Genomic DNA, 19,847 nt, shown 5'->3' with positions numbered 1-19,847 from the left:
GCATCCCCTCGGGGGATCGGGCAAGCGCGCAGCGATTGACCGAGGGGCCATACTTGTTCTGGCACTGATGTGCCTGCTGCTGCAGGGCTGCAGCCTGGTGCCCTGGAAGCGCGACAAGCCGGCCGACGACGCGCCCAGCGCGGTCCAGGGCGGCAGCGGCAGCAGTGACAGCGCGGACGAACGGCACGGCTTCAGCGTCGAGGTGCGCGGGCCCGACGAGGCGCGCGAGCTGCTCGACAAGCACCTGGAGATCCAGCGCTACCGCCAGCTCGACGACCTGGGCGTGGCGGAGATCTCGCGCCTGATGGTGGCGGCCGAGGCCAATGCGCGCGAACTGCTGGGCACCCTCGGCTACTTCACGCCGCACCTCACGCTGGAGCTGGTCGACACGCCCGAGGCCAAGGCGCCGCACGCGGTGCGCATCACCGTGGAGCCGGGGCCCCGCACCACGGTGCGCGACGTGGACATCGACTTCGCCGGAGCGATCGCCGAGCCGGGCGCCGACGCCGCCGTGCAGCAGCAGCGCGAGGCCATCCGCAGCGGCTGGACGCTGGGCCCCGGCAAGCCCTTCGGCCAGCAGGTCTGGGACGGCGCCAAGACCCAGGGCCTGCGCGCGCTGACGGCGCAGCGCTTCCCCACCGGCAGCGTGCAGACCAGCCGCGCCGACATCGACGCCGACGCCGCCACGGCGCGCTTGGCGGTCACGTACCAGTCCGGCCCGGCGTACCGCTTCGGCCCGCTGCAGGTGCGCGGCGCCGAGCGCTACGACGTGGACGCCGCGCGCCGCATCGCACGCGTGCCCATCGGCGAAGACTACGACCAGCAGAAGCTGCTGGATGCGCAGCAGCGCCTGGCCGGCAGCGGCTACTACGACTCGGTCTTCCTCACGCTCGACACCGAGCAGCCGCCGCCCTTCGCCCCCGTCGTCGCGCAGGTGCGCGAGGCGCCGCTGCAGAAGGTCGTGCTGGGCGTGGGCTTCACCACCGACAGCGGTCCGCGCCTGTCGGTCGATCATGTCCACAACCGCATGCCGCTCCTGGGCTGGCGCGCGGTCTCCAAGCTCTCGGTCGACCGCGACACCCGCGTGCTCAACACCGAGTGGACCTCGGTGCCCGGCGACAACGGCTGGCGCTGGGGCACCCTGGGCGAACTCAAGCAGGAGAAGGCCGGTACCTACGACGTCAACAGCGGCCGGCTGCGCTACGGCCTGAGCAAGGACGACGGCCACATCGCCCGCGCCTGGTTCCTCCAGTACGACTACGCCGAGTACGTGGGCAGCGAGGCCCCCTACCCCTCCGCCTCGGCGCTGAGCGCCAACTGGACCTGGACGGCGCGCTACTTCGACGACGCCGCCAACCCGCGCCGCGGCTGGGGCCTGGCGCTGGAGCTGGGCGCCGGCTACACGCTCACCGGCGAGCGCCTGCCCTTCACCCGCGCCTACGGCCGCTGGCTGGGCATCGTGCCGCTGGGGCGCGAGCAGCCGGGCGACGAGCCGGCCAATGCGCGCCGCTCGCGCCTGGCGCTGCGCGCCGAGCTGGGCGCCATCACCGCCAGGGAGAAAGCGCTGATTCCCGCCACGCTGCGCTTCCTGACCGGCGGCGACACCACCGTGCGCGGCTATGCCTACCGCGAGATCGGCACCCTCGATGCGAACGGCGCCACGGTGGCCGGGCGCTTCATGGGCGTGGCCAGCGTGGAGTGGCAGAAGCCGATCGTGCGCGACGGCAAACTCACCGACTGGGAGAGCACGGTCTTCATCGATGCCGGCACGGTGGCCGACAAGGCCAGCGAGCTGAACAAGTGGAAGGTCGGCGTCGGCGCGGGCGTGCGCTGGCGCAGCCCGGTGGGGCCGGTGCAGGCCGACCTGGCCTACGGCGTGGACGTGCGCAAGTTCCGGCTGCACCTGCGGCTGGGCTACAACTTCTAGAGGTAGATGAGCCCACCCCCGTTTCTCCCGGACTTCGCAGGTCTCATCCGAGCAACCGCCGGATGCGGCTGCCCTTCAGGCCGTCCAAGCCTGCGCAGGCAGGCTTGGAGCCGCGGCCTTCAGCCCCTCGAGGGGGCGCACCCGGTGGCCCGGCAAAGCCGGTTCCACGGGTGCACTGGCATGGCCTGCTCCGCGGCCTTTGGAATGGACACGAGCGCAGACTGCTGATGGAAGGGAACGCCCCAGACACCGCCCGAACGCCGCCGCGCCGCCCGTGGCCGCGGCGCGTGCTGCGTGCCGCGGCCTGGAGCATGGCCGCGCTGCTGGTGCTGCTGGCGGCCGTGCTCGCCCTCGGCTGGTGGTGGATCGGCACCGACAGCTCGCTGGCCGCCGTGCTCCATCGCGCCGCACGCTACCTGCCGGCCGGCCAGACGCTGGAGGCGCGCGAGGTCAGCGGCTCGCTGCGCCGCGGCGGCGCCATCGGCCACCTGCGCTGGCAGAGCCCGACGATGGCGGTGGAGGTCGAGGGCGCACGCATCGGCTGGAGCCTGGGGCCGCTGCTGCAGCGGCGCGTGCAACTGGGCGAGGTGCACGCGGCGCGCATCGTCATCGAGCCGCGCGGGCCGAAGGAAGAACCCAGCCCGCCGCCCGAGCCGCTGACGGGCCTGGCGCTGCCGGTGCAGATCGAGCTGCCCTTCCGCGTCGACGACCTGCAGTGGAAGGGCCCGCCCCCCGTGCAGGCCACCGGCCTGGCCGGCCGCTACGTCTTCGACGGGCAGGACCACCGGCTGAAGATCGACGGCGTGGACCTGGCGACCCCCGTGCAGGGCCACTACAGCGCCGAGGCGCAGTTGCAGGGCGCCGCGCCGATGGCGCTGAAGCTGGCCCTGGACGGCCGCCTGCCCGCGCCGCTGGAGGAAGGCCGCAGCATGGAACTGGCCGTGCACGCCACCGCCGACGGCACCCTCGCCGGCGCTGACGCGCGCCTGGCGGTGCAGGCGCAGGCGGCGCCGACGGAGCAGGCCGACGGCACCCAGCCGATGGACGTGCAGGTCGAGGCCCGCATCGCGCCCTGGGCGCCGCAGCCCGTGATCGATGCGCTGGCGAAGATGCGCCGCCTCGACGTCGCGCTGCTGTGGCCGCAGGGGCCTCGCACGCTGCTCACCGGCGAGGCGGCGGTCGAACCCGATCCAGCCACCGGCGCGCAGGCGTGGAAGCTGCGCGCCGACATCGTCAACGCCGAGCCCGGGCCCTGGGACGAAGGCCGCCTGCCGGTGCAGGCACTGCAGGCCGGCATCGGCTACGACGGCCGCAGCGTGCAGGTCGAGCAGGCCACCGTGCATGCCGGCCACGGCCGCATCGAGGCCCACGGAGCCTGGAGCCCGGCGCCCGATCCGTGGCGCATCGACGCCACCCTGCAGAACGTGCGGCCGGGCGAGCTGCACACCGGGCTGGCGGGTGCGCCCATCAGCGGCCGTGCCAAGGCGCAGCAGCGCGGCGAGGGCATCGACTTCGACGTGGCGCTGCAGGCCCAGGGCGGCGGCGGCACGCGCGCGCTGAACGGGCTGAAGCTGGAACGCGCGCTGGCCCAGGGCCGATGGGCAGACCAGGTGCTGGACCTGGCGCAGCTTCGCATCGACGCCGAACGCGCCAGCCTCCAGGGCAAACTGGAACTGCACGTGGCCGACCAGGCCGGCCGCGGCGACCTGCGCGCCACGCTGCCCGGCGGCTCGGCGCAGTTCCAGGGCCGCATCGCGCCGACGCAGGGCGGCGGCGAACTGTCGGCGCGCGTGGACGACGCCGCGGCGCTGCAGCAGTGGCTGGAAGGACTGCCGGGGCTGGGACAGGCCTTCGGCGGCGCCTCCGCACAGGGCAGCGCGCGGCTCCAGGCGCGCTGGCAGGGCGGCTGGCGCACGATCCAGCAGCGCATCGCGTCGCCCGCCGCGCCGCTGCGCGGCAGCGCCGAGCCGACGCTGAACGCGACGCTCGAAACGCCGCGGCTGGTCCTGCGCCGGCCCGAGGCGCAGGAGGTCGAATTGCGCGGCCTGCGGGCCACGCTGGACGGCAGCCTGGCGAACGCCACGCTGGCGCTGCGCGGCGAGGCGCGCCAGGGCACGCGGCAGATCACGCTCGACACCCGCGCCGGCGGCGGCCTGGCGGGCGAGCAGCGCTGGCGGCTGTCCCTGGCCCACCTGCGCGCGCAGATGCACGACACCGCGCGCGGACAGGAAGCGCCGTGGACGCTGGCCCTGGCCCGCGAGTTCAGCGGCACCCTGCGCGCCGGCGGCGGCAGCCTCGAACTGGAGACCACGGCCGGCGGCGCCACGCTCGAAGGCCCGGTGCCCGGCACCGTGCGGCTGGACTGGGAGCCGCTGCGCCTGCGCCAGAGCGCCAGCGCGGGCGGCGCCGTCTTCCGGCTGCAGACCAAGGGCCGCATGCGGGGCCTGCCGATGGCCTGGAGCCGCGCCTTCGGCGGCGACACCAGCCTGCGCGAGATGGGCATCAGCGGCGACCTGGTGTTCGACGGCGACTGGGACATCGACGCCGCCGACCAGCTGCGCGCCCAGGTGCGCGTGGCCCGCGCCGGCGGCGACCTGCGCCTGCAGGCGGGCGAAGCGGCGCTGGTGCGGCGCATCGACAGCCGCGGCACCGGCACGAAGAAAGAGATCACCACCGACTCCACCGACAACGCGCCCTCCACCCCGGCCGGGCTGCGCCAGGCCGAGCTGCGCCTGGACGCGCAGGGCGAGGCAGTGCGCGCCAGCCTGGCCTGGGACAGCGAGCGCGCCGGCCGCATCGACGTGCAGGCCGACACCCGTCTGGCGCAGCGCGCGGGCGGCTGGCAGTGGGCGCCCGACGCGCCGCTGGGCGGCCGGGTGAAGGCCAGCCTGCCGCAGCTCGGCGTGTGGTCGATGCTGGCGCCGCCGGGCTGGCGCGTCTCCGGCACGCTGGAGGCCAACGCCACCCTGGCCGGCACGCGCGGCGACCCGCGCTGGAACGGCACGCTCGCGGCCGACCGGCTGTCGCTCAAGGCGGCGGTCGAAGGGCTGGACCTGCGCGACGGCCGGCTGCGCGCGCAGCTCGCCGGCAACCGTCTGGTGCTGCAGGAGTTCGTGCTGCACGGCGGGCCGGGCAGCAGCGTGCGCATCCCGGGGCGCAGCGGCAACCTGAGCACCGCGGCCAGCGAGGCGGCGGCCGACGGCGGCCGCGTCAGCTTCCGCGGCGAGGCCGGCTGGGGCGCGGCGCAGGCCGGGCAGTCCGGCCTGTCGATGGACATGCGCGGCGAGGTGCAGCGCCTGCGCGCGCTGGTGCGCTCGGACCGCCAGGTCACCGTCTCGGGCGACGTGCAGGCCCGGCTGGCGGCCGGGCAGCTCACGGTGCGCGGCAAGATCACCACCGACCGCGCCGTCATCATCCTGCCCGACGAGACCGCGCCCGGCCTGGGCAGCGACGTGGTGGTCCATTCCGCCGCTCGGGCGGCGGAGCAGCGCGAGCAGGCCGAGCGCGAGGCGCGCGCGCGCGAGCGCCGGCAGGAGGCCGAGGCGCGGCCCAACCAGCCGCTGCTGTCGCGCCCGCCGGACATCGCCGTCGACTTCGACCTCGGCCGCGACTTCGCCGTGCAGGGCCGCGGCATCACCACGCGGCTGGAAGGCACGCTCAACGTCACCAGTCGGCAGCTCGCCGCGCTGCCGCGCATCACCGGCGAGGTGCGCACCGTGCAGGGCCAGTACCGCGCCTACGGGCAGGCGCTGGACGTGGAAAGCGGCATCGCCCGCTTCAACGGCCCCGTGGACAACCCGCAGCTCGACATCCTGGCGCTGCGCCCCAACATCACGCAGCGCGCCGGCGTGCAGGTCACCGGCACCGCGCAGGCGCCGCGCGTCAAGCTCTATTCCGACCCGGCGCTGCCCGATGCGCAGACGCTGTCGTGGGTGGTGCTGGGCCGGGCCTCGGCCACCAGCGGCGGCGAGGCGCTGCTGATGCAGCAGGCGGCGCTGGCCCTGCTGGGCGGCCTGGGCAAGGGTGCCGGCGGCGGCGGGCTGGCCAGCCGCTTCGGCCTGGACGAGATCGGCTTCAAGGGGCCGGGCAGCAACGGCGGTATCGGCGACGCTGCGGTCACGCTGGGCAAGCGGCTGTCGGACGACTTCTACGTCACCTACGAACGCAGCCTGGCCGGCACGCTGGGCACGCTGTTCATCTTCTACGACCTCACGCGCAACCTGACGCTGCGCGGCCAGGCCGGCCTGCACAGCGGCGTGGACCTGATCTACACGGTCAAGTACGACTGACCGACTGCACGGCCTCAGCGGTCAGGTGCCGTTCAGGCGGATGGCGCGACAGTGGATGCCGACCGCCGGCATGGCCTTGCGCCACGTCTGTCCCGTCTGGCCGACGGTCTCTTGGCCCGCCTCTTCGGCGGGCCGTCTTTTTTTCAAGGCCGAAGGCTCAGCAGAGCGGCCGCTCCAGCGCGCGCACGGTCTGCCTGATGCAATCCTCCATGCGCTCGTTCAGCGGCCGCCAGCCGCGATAGAACGGCATCGCGAAACTCATCCACACGATGCCCACGGCGCAGAACAGTTCGATCGTCAGTTCCCAGCTCATGACCCGGCTCCACGTTGAAGAGCGGCGATTCTAGGGAGCGAGGTCGCCGGCGCGACATGCGCCGGAAGGCGTACCCTCCTTTACGGAACGTACGACGTGCGGGCAGCGGCGGCGGAGGTGGTGCCCCGGCAGTAACCAAAGACTAGCCGGGAAGCGGCATCAATCCTAGGCGTCACCGAAATGGCGGGAGAATTTACCCCCGTTCATACCCCCAAGGTGACGACCCGTGAAGCTATCGGACGTAAAGGTCAAGAATCTCAAGGCAGTCGGCAAGCACGCCGACGGCAAAGGGCTGTACCTGCTTGTCGCTGCGACGGGCGCGAAGTACTGGCGGCTGAAATATCGCTACGGCGGTAAGGAGAAGCTGCTGGCGCTGGGCACCTATCCCGAGGTGACGCTGGCGCAGGCCAGGGACAAGCGCACCGACGCCCGCCGCGCGCTCGCCGAGGGCGTGGACCCTGGTGAACTGAAAAAGCAGGCCAAGGCCCTGATCGCCTTCAACGCCGAGAACACCTTCAAGTCGGTTTCCATCGAGTGGATGGACCACCAGCGCAGCCGCTGGAGCGAGGACACCGCCGCCGCCATCAAGGCATCCCTGGAGACGCACGCCTACCCCACCCTGGGCTCACGCCCCATTGCAAACCTTGCCGCCCGTGACGTGATGGCGGTGGTCAAGGGTGTGGAAAGCACCGGCGCCCGCGACATGGCCGGCCGGGTGCTCCAGCGGATCAAGGCTGTATTCCGCTTCGCCGTCACGCACGACAAGATCAAGCACAACCCCATGCTGGATCTGGTGCAGTCGGAGATCCTGAAGCCGTACAAGGTCAAGCACCGCGCCGCCATCGCCCTGGAGGAGTTGCCCGACTTCCTGCGCAAGCTGGGCAGCTACGGCGGTGACCCGCACACGAAGAACGCGATGTGGTTCTTGATCCTGACCGCGACCAGAAGCGGCGAGGCAAGGGGTGCGCGCTGGGCCGAGATCGACGCGAAGATATGGCGCATCCCGGCCGCACGGATGAAGATGGACCGGGATCATGTCATCCCCCTGTCCCGCCAGGCCCTGGAAGTGCTCGACGCGATGAAGCCTCTGACGGGCGACCGTGAGCTGATCTTCCCCAGCCCGTACTACCCCAGCAAGTCACTGTCGGAGAACACCTTCAACAGCATGCTGGCGCGGATGGGCTTCGGCGAGGCCACGGTCCACGGGTTCCGGTCCCTCTTCAGCACCATCGCCAACGAGGCGGGCCACAACGCTGATGCCATCGAGCGCGCCCTGGCCCACGCCGAACGCAACGAGGTGCGCGCCGCCTACGACCGGGGCATTCGCCTGCAAGAACGCCAGAAGCTCATGCAGTGGTGGGCCGACTACCTGGATGGGCTACGACATGCCGTGTGACATGTACACCCCGCGTTCGACGACATGCACGACGACTTCCGCGTCGACAAGGTGCAGATCATGCTCAAAAAGGTAACGCGCGCTGAATTTTTTCTATCGGGAAAGGATTCCGCTCACTGCATTTGTCAACTGAATTTCACTATGAATTCGGCGACCAGAGAGGAAACGGCTATGCACCCTCTGGACCAAAACCGCCCGCTAGCCCGCATGGATGCTGGGTTTCTGAATAGACACCCGCATGGCTATTGGCCTGGCGGACGGTTGTGTTGGGAGAGGCGCTAGCGATGCGCACCGCCTGTACTGTGACGTTCGTGAAAAACACTACATCTAGTGCCTTGAACCCTCATTCCCCCCTAGATATAGTTCGTTGCGCTTTTTGGACATCCAGTGGTCCAAAAAGGCGAAGGCCCCGAGAGCCGGCAAGCTCAAGGGGCCTTCTTGGACACCAGGCCGAAACCTAGAGCCCACTCTTCTTAGCATGGAGAGGACTCGCAGTTTATGGGTCGGCACATACCCCGGTCAACCGTAGTTGACTTGGGGTGTGACCCGCTCCACGGCTCTGGTGGTTTTTACATATCGCACTATGAAAAGGATAGCGATGACCACCGAGGCAAAAGCCCAACCACTCGACGACGCCCTGCTGCGTCTCCCTCAAGTCCTGGCCCGTGTGCCTGTCAGCCGCGCAGGCTGGTGGGCAGGCGTCAAGGAAGGCCGCTTCCCGCCCGGCATCAAGCTGGGGCCGAAGACGACCTGCTGGCGCCGCAGCGACATCGACCGCCTGATCGCATCCCTGTGAGCGGGAGGCCGTCATGCACGAGATCGTCCAACACGAGGCGGTCAGCCCGACCGCACCCGACGACACCTGCCTGCTGAACGAGGACGCAATCCCCGTTGAGCTGCGTCCGAAGGCCCGCGCCTGGTTCGCCAGGCAAATGGCGATGTGCGAGGCCAAGCACGGCCCGCACTGGCGCGAGAACCGCGAGTGGGTGGCCGACTACCTGAACGCCGAACTGGCCCACCACCTGGAGGGCCGGCCATGAGCTTCGACCGCAACCGGCTCCCGGACCCGCTGAGCTACTTCGAACACCAGGACTTGAAGCTGACCCCCAAGGGCAAATGGCGCTCGGCGCGTTGCGTGTTCCACGACGGCAGCGACAGCATGCGCATCAACACCGCGACCGGCGCGTGGGTGTGCATGTCCTGCGCGGCCAAGGGCGGCGACGTGCTGGCCTACGAGATGGCGACCACGGGCGCCGACTTCATCAGCGCGGCCAAGGCCCTGGGCGCGTGGATCGAGGACGGCAAGCCCGAGACCCGGCACAAGGCCACCCCCTTGCCCGCCCGCCAGGCCATCCAGGTGCTGAACTTCGAGTCCACCCTGACGGCGGTGGCGGCCGGCAACATCGCCAAGGGCCTGGCCCTGACCGACGCCGACCGCGCCCGGCTGATGGTGGCCGTCGGACGCATCAACCGCATCGCGGAGGCATTCGCATGAAGCGGGACGACTACGAAGCGATGGCCGCCGTGCTGGACGTGGAGGCCGGCTTGCCCGCTGCGCCCCCCGTGCATGCCCTGGACCTTCACGATCTTGCACGCCATAAGTTCAAGCCCCGCACTCCGCTGCTGGGCAACCTGATCCACTCGCAAGACTTGATGATGGTCTACGCCGGGCGCGGCATCGGCAAGACGCATTGGGCGCTGTCCGCTGGGTTTGCGACGGCCACGGGCGGGACATTCCTGCGCTGGACGGCGCGCGAGCCGCGCAAGGTGCTGTATCTCGACGGCGAACTGCCCGGCCAGGTCATGCAGAAGCGCCTTGCCATGCACCTGCCGGACGTGGAACCTGCACCCGGCTTCTTTCGGGTGTTCACCCCGGACCTTCTCGGCGACGGTCAGACGCTGCCCGACCTGGCCCGCGCCGACGGCCAGGACATCATCAACAGCATGATCGACGACGACACCGCTCTGGTGGTGTTGGACAACCTGAGCGCCTGGGCGCGCGGCGGCGGCAAGGAGAACGACGCCGACTCGTGGACCCCTATTGCGGCATGGCTGCTGGCGTTGCGCCGCAGAGGCATCGCCGTGCTGTTGGTCCACCACGCCGGCAAGGGTGGCGACCAGCGCGGCACCAGCAAGAAGGAGGATCTGCTGGACACCGTCGTCAAGCTGGCCCGCCCCGCCGACTATGACCCGCGCGAAGGCTCCGTGTTCGTCATGGAGTTCACCAAGGGCCGCAACCTGATCGGCGAGGACGCGGAAAGCCTGGAATTGAAGCTGGTGGTGGATGACGCCTCGCGGCGCGCGACATGGGCCTGGAACACCGCCGAGGGCAGCAACTTCGACCGAATCGTGCGGCTGGCGAACGACGGGTTGCGACAAGGTGACATTGCCGTGGAACTGGGTCTCAATAAGTCCAGCATCAGCCGCGCGCTGAAGAAGGCGCGCGAGCTGGGCCTGATCCAGCCCGAAAAGCCCCCCGTCAAGGCCGCCGGCCAGAAAAGTTGCGTTGTTGCGTTCCCTAGGGCAACGCAACTGCGCAACTCCGACCAGACCGAGGACGACATCGAGGAGATTCCGCAATGAGCCTGCGTGATGCCCTGCTGGATGCCATCGAGGAAAGTTGCGTTGTTGCGTTGCCTAGGGAGCGCAACTGCGCAACTTCCGAAGATGCCGCGAACGACCCCACGCCCGATCCCCGCCAATGGCTGCGCGAGTTCCTCGCCGACCACATCGTGCCGGTGCCGTCGATCCTGGCCGCCGCGAAGGATGCCGGGTTGCTCTGGAATGACATTGTTCTCGCCGCCGAGGACATGCTGGTGCGCGTGATGAAAAGCGACGGCAGGACCTATTGGGCGATGCCGCAGAAGCGGATCAAGTCCAGCGTGCCGCCGGGCCGGGTGCTGACCATCCAGCCCGCATTCGAGCCGCCGCCGTGGGTGCAGTAGAGAAGTTGCGCAGTTGCGCCCCTTAGGCAACGCAACTGCGCAACTTTTGCAACTCGGCGCCTTCCGGCGCTTTTTTTTCGCCAGTTCGATAGATATTTGCTATCGATTCTGAATTGTGATAGTGTTTCTACTATCTCAATCTGCCCGCCGATAGCGTGGGCCAATTCATGAAAGACCCCGCTATGCAACTCGCCGCGATCCGCGAAGCCCGCACCGCCAAGGTGGCCGAAGCCCGCACCCTGCTGTCTGCCGAGACCCTCACGCCCGAGGCCAAGGCCAAGTTCGACGCCCTCAAAGCCGAAATCACCGCCCTGGAAGCCGACGAGGCCCGGGCGCAGTTCATCGAGGACATGGAGCGCCGCGCCACCGGCACGCCCGTGGACAAGTCCCGCAAGGACATGGAGTCGCGCGTGAACGTGCTGGACGCCATCGCCGCTCAGGTGGAGAACCGCGCTGTCACCGGCGCGCTGGCCGAGTTCCAGCAGGAAGCCAAGCGCCAGGGCATCGAGCCCAAGAAGGGCGGCATCCTGCTGCCCACGTCCATCTTCGAGAAGCGCACGACCCTGACCACCGGCGGCGCCGCTGCCATCGTCCCCGACGACTTCAAGGCGGACCAGTTCATCGGCCTGCTGCGCAACTCGCTGATCGTGAAGCAACTCGGCGCCCGCGTGCTGACGGGTCTGCGCGGCGATACCGTGATCCCGAAGCAAGCCACCGCCGCGACCGCGTACTGGCTCGCCGAGGGCGATTCGCTGACCGAGAGCAACACGACCTATTCCAGCGTGAAGCTGGAGCCCAAGCACGTCGGCGCGCTGTCGAGCATCAGCCGCCAGCTCATCCAGCAGAGCAACCCGGCCATCGAGCAGTTGATCCGCGACGACTTCTCGGCCGTGGTGTCGCTGGCCGTGGACAAGGCGCTGCTGTCGGGCACTGCGGTTGCCAAGCAACCCGTCGGCATCCTGAACGTGTCGGGCATCCTGACCGGCTCGCTGGCGACGGTGGACTGGCTGTCCATCCTGGGCCTGTTCGAGAAGTTCGCCACCGCGAACACGGCCCCGAATGCCGCGCTCATCACGCCCAAGACCGCCACCCGTCTGCAAGCCACGCTCAAGGACGCGACGGCCGGCTCGTCGTACCTGCTGGAAGGCGGGCGAATCAACGGGCTGACCACGCACACGACCAACCAGTTGACGGACGTGGACGCCACCACGGGCCGCCTGGTCATGGGCGACTTCTCGCAACTGGTAATCGGCGAATGGGGCGCCACGGAAGTGCTGGCGAACCCCTATGCCGCCGGCTACTACGAGAAGGGCGACGTGCAACTGCGCATCCTGCACACGATGGATGCCGTGGTGCGCCACCCCACCGCGTTCCTGTCGGTGGCGGACGTGGCCCTGGAGTTCCCCGAAGAGGAATAAGGAGCTGCGAATGTTGGAGATCCGCTCGACCGGCAGCCTGCGCAGCGAGGGCAAGACCCTGCGCGGGTATGCGGCGGTGTTCAACAGCGAGGCCGACCTGGGGGGCTTCGTTGAGGTGATCCGCAATGGTGCCTTCCGCAAGACCCTGGAAAGCGGCTCCAACATTCGCGCCCTGTACCACCACCAGGGCGATGCGCTGCTGGGCACGACGCGCGGCGGCACGCTGCAACTTCGGGAGGACACGCATGGACTGGCTTTCACACTGGCTTTGCCGGACACCACCCACGGCCGTGACCTGGCTGTGCTGGTGGATCGTGGTGATGTGGCTGGGTGTTCATTCGGGTTTCGCGTGGCCGATGGCGGCGACCGATGGGAGCAGCGCGGCGCGCAGCTCGTGCGCGAACTGCTGAGCGTGGACCTGGCCGAAATCACCCTGACCAGTGACCCGGCCTATGCCGACACAACTGTGGCCCTGCGCAACCGTCCTGCGCTGGTGCTGACCGACACCCGGCGCCTGTGGCTGGAAACCTGCGAATGAACATCCTCGACCGCGCCCTGCACCTTGTCGGCCTGGAGCGCCGGGCCACCAACCCGAACGACACCTGGGGCGCCTTCCAGGCCCTGCGCACGGGTCCCGTGAACGACCAGACCGCGCAAGGCGTCAGCGCCGTCTATGCCTGCGTGCAGGCCATCAGCGAGACGGCTGCCACGCTGCCCCTGCCGCTGTACCGCAACAAGGGCGACGACCGCGAGAAGGCCACCGACCATCCGCTGTACCGCGTGCTGAACGACCAGTTCAACCCCGAGCAGACCGCGATGGAGGGCCGGGAATATCTCACTGCCTGCGTGCTGCTGCGCGGCAATGCCTTCGCCAAGATCGTGCGCGGCTACGACGGCCAGGTGCGCGAGCTGTGGCCCATCAGCCCCGACCGCATGACGGTGCTGCGCCTGGACTCCGGCCGGCTGGCCTACGAGTACGCCGACACGATGGGCCGGATGCATCGCCTGCTGCCCGAGGAAGTGCTGCATCTGCGTCACCGCCTCGCCGACGACGGCGTGATGGGCATCAGCCCGATTCAGGCCGCGCGTGGTGTGGTGGAGCTGGCGATTGCCGAGGGCGAGCATGGTGTGAACACCTTCCGCAACGGTGCCCGCCTGCTGGGCGTGCTCAAGTTCCCCGGCAAGCTCAAGCCCGAGCAGCGCACGGCCATCCGCGAATCGTGGGCCAGTCAGCATGCCGGTGGCAGCAATGCCGGCAAGACCGCGATCCTGGAGGAAGGCGTCGACTACCAGACCGTCAGCATGACGCTGGAGGATGCCGAATGGATCGAGGCGCGCAAGCTGTCGGTGATCGAGGTGTGCCGCCTGTTCCGTGTGCCTCCAGTGATCGTGCAGAGCATGGAGAGCGCCAACTACAGCAACAGCGTGGAGCTGGCCCGCCAGTTCGTCACGCTGACCATGCGCCGGCACCTGACCATGTGGGAATCGGCCATCAGCGCCAAGTGCCTGACCGATGCAGGGCGACGGATCTACTACCCCGAGCACAACGTGGAAGGGATGCTGCGCGGCGACAGTGCCAACCGTTCCGCCTTCTACGCATCGGGCATCACCTCGGGATGGATGCTCAAGTCCGAGGCCCGCAAGCTGGAGAACCTGCCGAGCATCGAGGGCATTGATGACGCATCGGTCGAGGGTCAGACGCCAAATCCGACCCCTGCGCCGCAGCCCTACCCCAGCAAGCAGAAGGAGGCCGCATGACGCGCCCGAAGCTCAAGATGCTGCAGCCACGCTTGCAGACGCTGCCTGATCGCCTCCCCACGCTCAAGACGCCTCGCGCCAAGCGGTCGGGACGCGATGCAGACCCTCGCCGCACCCTGCCCCTCAACTCGGCCGCATGGCAGCGCCTGCGCGCATCTGTGCTGGCGGGTGAGCCCCTGTGCAGGGCATGCATCCAGCGTGGTGTGCATGAGCCTGCAACGGACGTGGACCACATCAGCGGTGATCCGAGCGACAACACGATGGAGAACCTCGCTCCCCTGTGCCACTCGTGCCACTCGATCAAGACGGCGATGGACAAGGGCAAGAGGGTGAGCCTGGGCTGCGGGCTGGACGGCTGGCCCATCGACCTGCGCCACCCGTGGAACGCCGACAAGCCCGTCGCCGCCCTGCTGCGCAAGCCAGAAATCACGGGCAACCGGGGCCGCTAGACCGCCCGGTTCCTCTCGAATTACCGCAACCTGCTCAATAAATAGGCAACCATGAAGACCACGCCCAAGCGCCATCGCAGCGACAGCGCCAAGGCTGCCGTGCAGGCCGCGCAGAACGCCGCACAAGGCCCGATTGCACCGCCTGCATACGTCACCCTGCCCGAGCAGTGCAAACCGTTCTGGGACGCGATTGTGACCAGCCGCCCGCGTGACACCTGGACCGATGCCGATCTGGTGCTGGCCGCCAATCTCGCCCGCACGCAGCATGCCATCGAGTCCGCCGACGTGGGCAGCGATGAACACGCCAAGCTCACCCGGCTGGCGATGGCTCTGTCTCGTTCCATCAGCGTGCATGCCACCGCCACGGTGGGCCGCGCCGCCGACATGGTGAACGCTGCAACCCTGGAGCGCGAGGCCCGGCAAGAGCACGACCCGCTCATTCCTACCCTGCGCGTCGTCGGCTGACTTTTGCGCCCACGATCATGACCCGCGCCGAGGCCATCATCCAGTTCATCGAGCGTTACTGTGTGACGCCCGAGGGCGCGGATGTGGGCAAGCCGCTGGTGCTGGCCGAGTTCCAGAAGAAGTTCATCCGCGAGGTGTACGACAACCCGGCCGGCACGCGCCGGGCCATCCTGTCGGTGTCGCGCAAGAACGGGAAGTCGGGCCTGATCGCCGGGCTGCTGCTGGCGCATCTGATCGGCCCCGAGGCGAAGCTCAATGCGCAACTGGTGTCGGGTGCGATGAGCCGGGATCAGGCGGGGCTCGTGTTCAACCTTGCCAGCAAGATGGTGCAGCAGTCGCCCAAGCTCACGAAGCTGGTGCGCATCATCCCGTCCGGCAAGCGCCTGATCGGCCTGCCGCTGAACACCGAGTTCCGGGCGCTGGCGGCGGATGGCCGCACGGCACACGGGCTGTCCCCCGTCCTCGCCATCCTGGACGAAGTGGGCCAGGTGCGCGGGCCGCAGTCGGACTTCATCGACGCCATCACCACCAGCCAGGGCGCCCACGCCGAGCCGCTGCTGATCGCCATCAGCACGCAGGCGGCATCGGACGCGGATCTGCTGTCCACCTGGATCGATGACGCCAAGGCCAGCGATGACCCGCGCATCGTGTGCCACCTGTACGCCGCGCCCGAGGGCTGCGACCTGCTGGACGAAGCGGCATGGCGGGCAGCAAACCCGGCCCTGGGCATCTTCCGCTCGGAGGACGATCTGCGCGAGCAGATGAAGCAGGCCCAGCGCATGCCCAGCATGGAGAACACGGCGCGCAACCTGCTGCTGAACCAGCGGGTATCGACCGAATCACCGTTCGTGTCTCCGGATGTGTGGAAGGCGTGCGGCTCACTTTCCAATTTGGATAGTGACGGCCCGGTGTTCGCCGGCCTGGACCTGTCCATGCGCACCGACCTCACGGCGCTGGTGATCGTCGGCAAGGTGGATGGGGTGTGGCATGTGGTGCCGCATTTCTGGACGCCCGAGCAGGGGCTGACGGATCGCGCCAAGCGGGACCGCGCCCCCTATGACGTGTGGGCACGGCAAGGGCTGCTGCACACGACCGCAGGCGCCACGGTGGACTATGAGATCGTCGCGCAGGACATGCTCGCCATCCTGGCCGACCTGGACGTGCAGGCCATCGCGTTCGACCGCTGGCGCCTCGATCTGCTGCGCAAGGAGCTGGACAAGCTCGGCGCCGACCTGCCGCTGGTGGAGTGGGGCCAGGGCTACAAGGACATGGCCCCTGCCCTGGATGCGCTGGAGGCCGAGCTGCTGAATGGGCGGATCGCCCACGGCATGCACCCGGTGCTGTCGATGTGCGCCGCGAATGCCGTGGTCACGAAAGACCCGACCGGCGCCAGGAAGCTGGACAAGAGCCGGGCCACCGGGCGCATCGACGGGATGCAGGCCCTTGCGATGGCGATGGGTGTTGCTGCCCGCGCCGAGGAAGGCCAGGAGCACAGCGCCGATGCCTTCACCTTTGTTTGACGTGCCTGGCCTGGGGGCCGCGAAAGCGATAACCAGGACGCGGATTACTCGGGCCGTGCCGCGTTTCAGCAAAACACCGAGATGCCAGTGGCGGGACTACCGGCGCGGCTGTGGTGCTCCCCGCGACAGGGGCACACGTACCGCAGTGGGCGACCCTTTCCACCCCGCGCGACTGGCCCCTATTCGGAGAACGACATGAGCATCATCGACCTTGAAGAAGCCAAGCTGCATCTTCGCGTGGACCAAGACGAAGAGGACGCCGCCATCCAGGCCATGATCAATGCGGCCGAGGCGGCAGTGCTGGACTACCTGAACCTGGAGGAGCTGCCCGAGGCGGCCCCGGTGCATGCCGCTGCGCTGATGCTGGTGGGCAGCCTGTACATGAACCGCGAGAGCCAGTCCGACCGGCCCATCATCGAGAACCGCCTGTTCACGCGGCTGCTGGACCCCTACCGGGCGATGGAGGCGTGATGCAGGCCGGCAAGCTGGGCCAGCGCGTGGTCATCGAGCGCCTGGTGCAAGGCCAGGGGCCTATCGGGCAGCCGATCAATGAGTGGGTGACGCTGGCCACCGTCTGGGCCGCCGTGGAGCCGCTGAACGGCCGGGAGTTCTTCGCCGCCGATGCCGCCCAATCCGAAGTCACCACGCGCATCCGCATGCGCTACCGCGACGACATCACCAGCGCCGACCGCATCGACCACGAGGGCACGCTGTACGACATCCAGAGCATCATCAACCCGCGCTCGGGCGACGCCGAACTGGTGCTGATGTGCAAGGCGGTGGGGGGCTGATGGGCCGATACCCCAGATTTGCGAACCAGCCGGAAGAAAACTACCCCCAAATATTTTTGATTGAGATAGACTTCGCTGGACGCCTCTGGATTGAAAAGCCTCTCCCACAGAGGGAGAAATGAAAAAACCCAGACGTCTTTGGACTGATCTGGGTTTGTCACTGGCGCACCCGGCAGGAATCGAACCTGCATCTGCCCCTTAGGAGGGGGCCGTTCTATCCATTGAACTACGGAGACGGGAGGGGTGCGACTTTAACCGACAGCGGCTTCGCGCCGGTCCCGCTAAGCTGGAAGCCTCGCCGACGCACCGGCCCGGCCGCCCCCTCGCATACGACAACGGAGACCCCTCGTGAGCGCACTCCCCCTGAAGGACCCTTCCCTCTTCCGCCAGCAGGCCTTCCTGGCCGGCGCATGGATCGACGCCGACGAAGGCAAGACGATCGCGGTGACCAACCCCGCCACCGGCGAGACCATCGGCACCGTGCCGGTGTGCGGCGCGGCCGAGACGCGGCGCGCCATCGAGGCGGCCGAGGGCGCCTGGCGCGCCTGGGCCGCGCGCCCGGCCAAGGAGCGCAGCGCCATCCTGCGCAGGCTCAACGACCTGATGCTGGCGAACACCGACGACCTGGCGCTGATCATGACCAGCGAGCAGGGCAAGCCGCTGGCCGAGGCCAAGGGCGAGATCGCCTACGCGGCTTCCTTCATCGAATGGTTCGCGGAGGAGGCGCGCCGGGTGTACGGCGACACCATCCCCGCGCCCGGCGCCGACAAGCGCATCCTGGCGCTCAAGCAGCCGATCGGCGTCACCGCCGCCATCACGCCCTGGAACTTCCCCACCGCCATGCTCACGCGCAAGGCCGGCCCGGCGCTGGCCGCCGGCTGCGCGATGGTGGTCAAGCCGGCCACGCAGACGCCCTTCTCCGCCCTGGCCTTCGCCGAGCTGGCGCAGCGCGCCGGCCTGCCCGACGGGCTGCTGTCGGTGCTCACCGGCTCGGCCAGCGCCATCGGCGGCGAGATGACGGCCAGCCCAATCGTGCGCAAGCTCACCTTCACCGGCTCCACCGAGGTGGGCCGTACGCTGATGAAGCAGTCGGCCGACACGGTCAAGAAGCTCTCGCTGGAGCTGGGCGGCAACGCGCCCTTCCTGGTGTTCGACGACGCGGACCTGGATGCGGCGGTCGAGGGCGCGATGATCTCCAAGTACCGCAACACCGGGCAGACCTGCGTGTGCGCCAACCGCATCTACGTGCAGCGCGGCGTGCTGGAGGCCTTCACCGCGAAGCTGGTCGAGAAGGTGCGCGCGCTGAAGGTCGGCAACGGGCTGGAGGCCGGCGTGACGCAGGGCCCGCTGATCGACGACAAGGCGGTGGCCAAGATCGAGGAGCACGTGGCCGACGCGGTGGCCAAGGGCGGCCGGGTGCTCACCGGCGGCAGGCGCCATGCGCTGGGCGGCCTGTTCTACGAGCCGACGGTGGTGGCCGGCGCGACGCAGGACATGCTGTTCGCGCGCGAGGAGAGCTTCGGCCCGCTGGCGCCCGTCTTCGCCTTCGACACCGAGGCCGAGGGCATCGCGATGGCCAACGACACCGAGTTCGGCCTGGCCGCCTACTTCTACGCCCGCCACGTGGGCCGCATCTGGCGCGTGGCCGAGCAGCTGGAGTCGGGCATCGTCGGCGCGAACACCGGCCTGATCTCCACCGCCGAGGCGCCCTTCGGCGGCGTCAAGCAGTCGGGGCTGGGGCGCGAGGGCTCGAAGTACGGGATCGAGGAGTTCCTCGAGATCAAGTACCTGTGCCTGGGCGGGCTGGACCGCTGAGCGGCGCGTCTTCTTCCAACTGCGCCGCGTCGCGCAGCGCCATCACGTCGGCGTGCAGGCTCAGGGCCCAGCCGCGGCGCTCGCGGCCGTGCGGGTCCTGCGGCTCGCCGAAGCGCACGATGGCCGCCAGCGGCGGCGCGCGCAGCACGCGCCAGAGCGAGCTGACGAGCGTGTCCTCGTCGATGTAGCGGGGCGCGAGGCTGGCCTGGCCGCTGGCCGCGTCGACGAAATGCAGCGCCGCCGGCTGCACCGGCACGCCGGCGGAGATCGCGGCCTGCAGCAGGTTGGCGTGGAAGGGCAGCAGCACGCGGCCGTCGCTGGTGGTGCCCTCGGGGAAGACGGCGATGCGGTCGCCGCCCCGCAGCGCCTCCGTCATGTGGTGCACCACGCGCATCGCGTCGCGGCGCTTCTCGCGCTCGATGTACAGCGTGCCGGCGCCGGTGGAGAGCGTGCCGATCAGCGGCCAGTGCCTCACGGCCGCCTTGGAGACGAAGCGCACGTGCCGCGCCGCGTGCAGGGTCAGGATGTCCAGCCAAGAGATGTGGTTGGACACCAGCAGCAGCGGCCCCTCGCCCGGCGGCGTGCCCTGCACGACCAGGCGGATGCCCAGCACCTGCAGCATGCGGCGGGCCCAGCGCTCGACCTCGCGGCCGCGCGCCGCGTCGTCCATCCACTGGAACTTCGTGCGGATGATCCACCAGCCGCGCAGCGCGTGCGCGATGGCGTGGAGCAGCCGGGCGATGGCGCGCAGGGTGCGCACG

Annotated in this window: 19 protein-coding genes; 17 read left to right on the top strand and 2 right to left on the bottom strand. The window is 69.3% G+C overall.

Features of this window, described 5'->3' with window-relative positions; all coding sequences use genetic code 11:
* The first annotated feature begins 67 nt into the window (after window positions 1-67).
* Both Q392_RS13220 and Q392_RS13215 read left to right on the top strand, forming a co-directional pair.
* On the top strand, window positions 68-1,927 hold the full coding sequence (locus tag Q392_RS13220) for an autotransporter assembly complex protein TamA (RefSeq protein ID WP_051953415.1): 1,860 nt from the start codon (window positions 68-70) through the stop codon (window positions 1,925-1,927).
* 227 nt (window positions 1,928-2,154) lie between these two features.
* Window positions 2,155-6,216, top strand: a complete 4,062-nt coding sequence (locus tag Q392_RS13215) for a translocation/assembly module TamB domain-containing protein (protein WP_038207946.1) — start codon at window positions 2,155-2,157, stop codon at window positions 6,214-6,216.
* 157 nt (window positions 6,217-6,373) lie between these two features.
* On the opposite strand, the gene Q392_RS32815 is transcribed toward Q392_RS13215, so the two are convergent.
* Window positions 6,374-6,529 (bottom strand): hypothetical protein, encoded by a 156-nt coding sequence (locus Q392_RS32815; RefSeq protein WP_157007987.1) that lies wholly within the window; start codon window positions 6,527-6,529, stop codon window positions 6,374-6,376.
* A 226-nt stretch (window positions 6,530-6,755) separates the two neighbouring features.
* Here Q392_RS32815 and Q392_RS13210 point away from each other — a divergent pair, with 226 nt between their 5' ends.
* The 15 genes from Q392_RS13210 to Q392_RS13135 all read left to right on the top strand — a co-directional run bounded on the left by Q392_RS13210 (window position 6,756) and on the right by Q392_RS13135 (window position 19,086).
* Window positions 6,756-7,925: a tyrosine-type recombinase/integrase gene (locus Q392_RS13210; protein WP_038207942.1), complete on the top strand. Its 1,170-nt coding sequence runs from the start codon at window positions 6,756-6,758 to the stop codon at window positions 7,923-7,925.
* Window positions 7,926-8,523: 598 nt separating this feature from the next.
* Window positions 8,524-8,721, top strand: a complete 198-nt coding sequence (locus Q392_RS13205; protein WP_038207936.1) for a helix-turn-helix transcriptional regulator — start codon at window positions 8,524-8,526, stop codon at window positions 8,719-8,721.
* 13 nt (window positions 8,722-8,734) lie between these two features.
* A complete protein-coding gene (locus Q392_RS13200; protein ID WP_038207930.1) occupies window positions 8,735-8,965 on the top strand; it encodes a hypothetical protein in 231 nt (76 codons plus the stop codon).
* Window positions 8,962-9,420, top strand: coding sequence for a CHC2 zinc finger domain-containing protein (locus Q392_RS13195; RefSeq protein WP_038207925.1), 459 nt, complete (start codon window positions 8,962-8,964; stop codon window positions 9,418-9,420). Before Q392_RS13200 ends, Q392_RS13195 begins: the two co-directional genes overlap by 4 nt.
* On the top strand, window positions 9,417-10,508 hold the full coding sequence (locus Q392_RS13190; protein WP_051953413.1) for an AAA family ATPase: 1,092 nt from the start codon (window positions 9,417-9,419) through the stop codon (window positions 10,506-10,508). Before Q392_RS13195 ends, Q392_RS13190 begins: the two co-directional genes overlap by 4 nt.
* Window positions 10,505-10,870 carry a hypothetical protein gene (locus Q392_RS13185; protein ID WP_038207920.1) on the top strand — a complete coding sequence of 122 codons (366 nt, stop codon included), beginning with the start codon at window positions 10,505-10,507 and terminating at the stop codon, window positions 10,868-10,870. The genes Q392_RS13190 and Q392_RS13185 overlap by 4 nt, the downstream gene beginning before the upstream one ends.
* A 167-nt stretch (window positions 10,871-11,037) precedes the next feature.
* Window positions 11,038-12,288, top strand: a complete 1,251-nt coding sequence (locus Q392_RS13180; RefSeq protein WP_245610710.1) for a phage major capsid protein — start codon at window positions 11,038-11,040, stop codon at window positions 12,286-12,288.
* 10 nt (window positions 12,289-12,298) lie between these two features.
* Window positions 12,299-12,826: an HK97 family phage prohead protease gene (locus tag Q392_RS13175; protein ID WP_038207912.1), complete on the top strand. Its 528-nt coding sequence runs from the start codon at window positions 12,299-12,301 to the stop codon at window positions 12,824-12,826.
* Window positions 12,823-14,046 (top strand): phage portal protein, encoded by a 1,224-nt coding sequence (locus Q392_RS13170; protein WP_038207907.1) that lies wholly within the window; start codon window positions 12,823-12,825, stop codon window positions 14,044-14,046. Before Q392_RS13175 ends, Q392_RS13170 begins: the two co-directional genes overlap by 4 nt.
* A complete protein-coding gene (locus Q392_RS31320) occupies window positions 14,043-14,495 on the top strand; it encodes an HNH endonuclease signature motif containing protein (protein WP_245610709.1) in 453 nt (150 codons plus the stop codon). The genes Q392_RS13170 and Q392_RS31320 overlap by 4 nt, the downstream gene beginning before the upstream one ends.
* A gap of 51 nt (window positions 14,496-14,546) precedes the next feature.
* On the top strand, window positions 14,547-14,960 hold the full coding sequence (locus tag Q392_RS13160) for a hypothetical protein (RefSeq protein ID WP_038207902.1): 414 nt from the start codon (window positions 14,547-14,549) through the stop codon (window positions 14,958-14,960).
* A gap of 17 nt (window positions 14,961-14,977) precedes the next feature.
* Window positions 14,978-16,480: a terminase large subunit gene (locus Q392_RS13155; protein ID WP_038207896.1), complete on the top strand. Its 1,503-nt coding sequence runs from the start codon at window positions 14,978-14,980 to the stop codon at window positions 16,478-16,480.
* Between the two features lie 195 nt (window positions 16,481-16,675).
* On the top strand, window positions 16,676-16,951 hold the full coding sequence (locus Q392_RS13150; protein WP_342665601.1) for a head-tail connector protein: 276 nt from the start codon (window positions 16,676-16,678) through the stop codon (window positions 16,949-16,951).
* Window positions 16,951-17,271 (top strand): phage head closure protein, encoded by a 321-nt coding sequence (locus Q392_RS13145; RefSeq protein ID WP_038207890.1) that lies wholly within the window; start codon window positions 16,951-16,953, stop codon window positions 17,269-17,271. The genes Q392_RS13150 and Q392_RS13145 overlap by 1 nt, the downstream gene beginning before the upstream one ends.
* A 348-nt stretch (window positions 17,272-17,619) precedes the next feature.
* Window positions 17,620-19,086, top strand: a complete 1,467-nt coding sequence (locus Q392_RS13135) for an NAD-dependent succinate-semialdehyde dehydrogenase (RefSeq protein WP_038207885.1) — start codon at window positions 17,620-17,622, stop codon at window positions 19,084-19,086.
* Here Q392_RS13135 and Q392_RS13130 read toward each other — a convergent pair.
* Complete coding sequence (locus tag Q392_RS13130) at window positions 19,052-19,846, bottom strand: lysophospholipid acyltransferase family protein (RefSeq protein WP_051953433.1); 795 nt, start codon at window positions 19,844-19,846, stop codon at window positions 19,052-19,054. The two genes, Q392_RS13135 and Q392_RS13130, sit on opposite strands and share 35 nt — an antisense overlap.
* Window position 19,847: the final 1 nt, after the last annotated feature.

It is taken from the genome of Xenophilus azovorans DSM 13620 (genome assembly GCF_000745855.1).
Taxonomy (GTDB): Bacteria; Pseudomonadota; Gammaproteobacteria; order Burkholderiales; family Burkholderiaceae_C; genus Xenophilus; species Xenophilus azovorans.
The sequence above is the reverse complement of the archived record's forward strand: the minus strand, read 5'-3'. Positions and strand labels throughout refer to the sequence as shown.

Excerpts from the sequence above, each read along its gene's own strand:
- Q392_RS13155 (WP_038207896.1), top strand. The coding sequence starts at position 14,978 with ATGACCCGCGCCGAGGCCATCATCCAGTTCATCGAGCGTTACTGTGTG.
- Q392_RS13215 (WP_038207946.1), top strand. The coding sequence starts at position 2,155 with ATGGAAGGGAACGCCCCAGACACCGCCCGAACGCCGCCGCGCCGCCCG.
- Q392_RS32815 (WP_157007987.1), bottom strand. The coding sequence starts at position 6,529 with ATGAGCTGGGAACTGACGATCGAACTGTTCTGCGCCGTGGGCATCGTG.
- Q392_RS13200 (WP_038207930.1), top strand. The coding sequence starts at position 8,735 with ATGCACGAGATCGTCCAACACGAGGCGGTCAGCCCGACCGCACCCGAC.
- Q392_RS13150 (WP_342665601.1), top strand. The coding sequence starts at position 16,676 with ATGAGCATCATCGACCTTGAAGAAGCCAAGCTGCATCTTCGCGTGGAC.
- Q392_RS13175 (WP_038207912.1), top strand. The coding sequence starts at position 12,299 with ATGTTGGAGATCCGCTCGACCGGCAGCCTGCGCAGCGAGGGCAAGACC.
- Q392_RS13195 (WP_038207925.1), top strand. The coding sequence starts at position 8,962 with ATGAGCTTCGACCGCAACCGGCTCCCGGACCCGCTGAGCTACTTCGAA.
- Q392_RS13160 (WP_038207902.1), top strand. The coding sequence starts at position 14,547 with ATGAAGACCACGCCCAAGCGCCATCGCAGCGACAGCGCCAAGGCTGCC.
- Q392_RS13190 (WP_051953413.1), top strand. The coding sequence starts at position 9,417 with ATGAAGCGGGACGACTACGAAGCGATGGCCGCCGTGCTGGACGTGGAG.
- Q392_RS13205 (WP_038207936.1), top strand. The coding sequence starts at position 8,524 with ATGACCACCGAGGCAAAAGCCCAACCACTCGACGACGCCCTGCTGCGT.
- Q392_RS13180 (WP_245610710.1), top strand. The coding sequence starts at position 11,038 with ATGAAAGACCCCGCTATGCAACTCGCCGCGATCCGCGAAGCCCGCACC.
- Q392_RS13170 (WP_038207907.1), top strand. The coding sequence starts at position 12,823 with ATGAACATCCTCGACCGCGCCCTGCACCTTGTCGGCCTGGAGCGCCGG.
- Q392_RS13220 (WP_051953415.1), top strand. The coding sequence starts at position 68 with ATGTGCCTGCTGCTGCAGGGCTGCAGCCTGGTGCCCTGGAAGCGCGAC.
- Q392_RS13145 (WP_038207890.1), top strand. The coding sequence starts at position 16,951 with ATGCAGGCCGGCAAGCTGGGCCAGCGCGTGGTCATCGAGCGCCTGGTG.
- Q392_RS31320 (WP_245610709.1), top strand. The coding sequence starts at position 14,043 with ATGACGCGCCCGAAGCTCAAGATGCTGCAGCCACGCTTGCAGACGCTG.
- Q392_RS13185 (WP_038207920.1), top strand. The coding sequence starts at position 10,505 with ATGAGCCTGCGTGATGCCCTGCTGGATGCCATCGAGGAAAGTTGCGTT.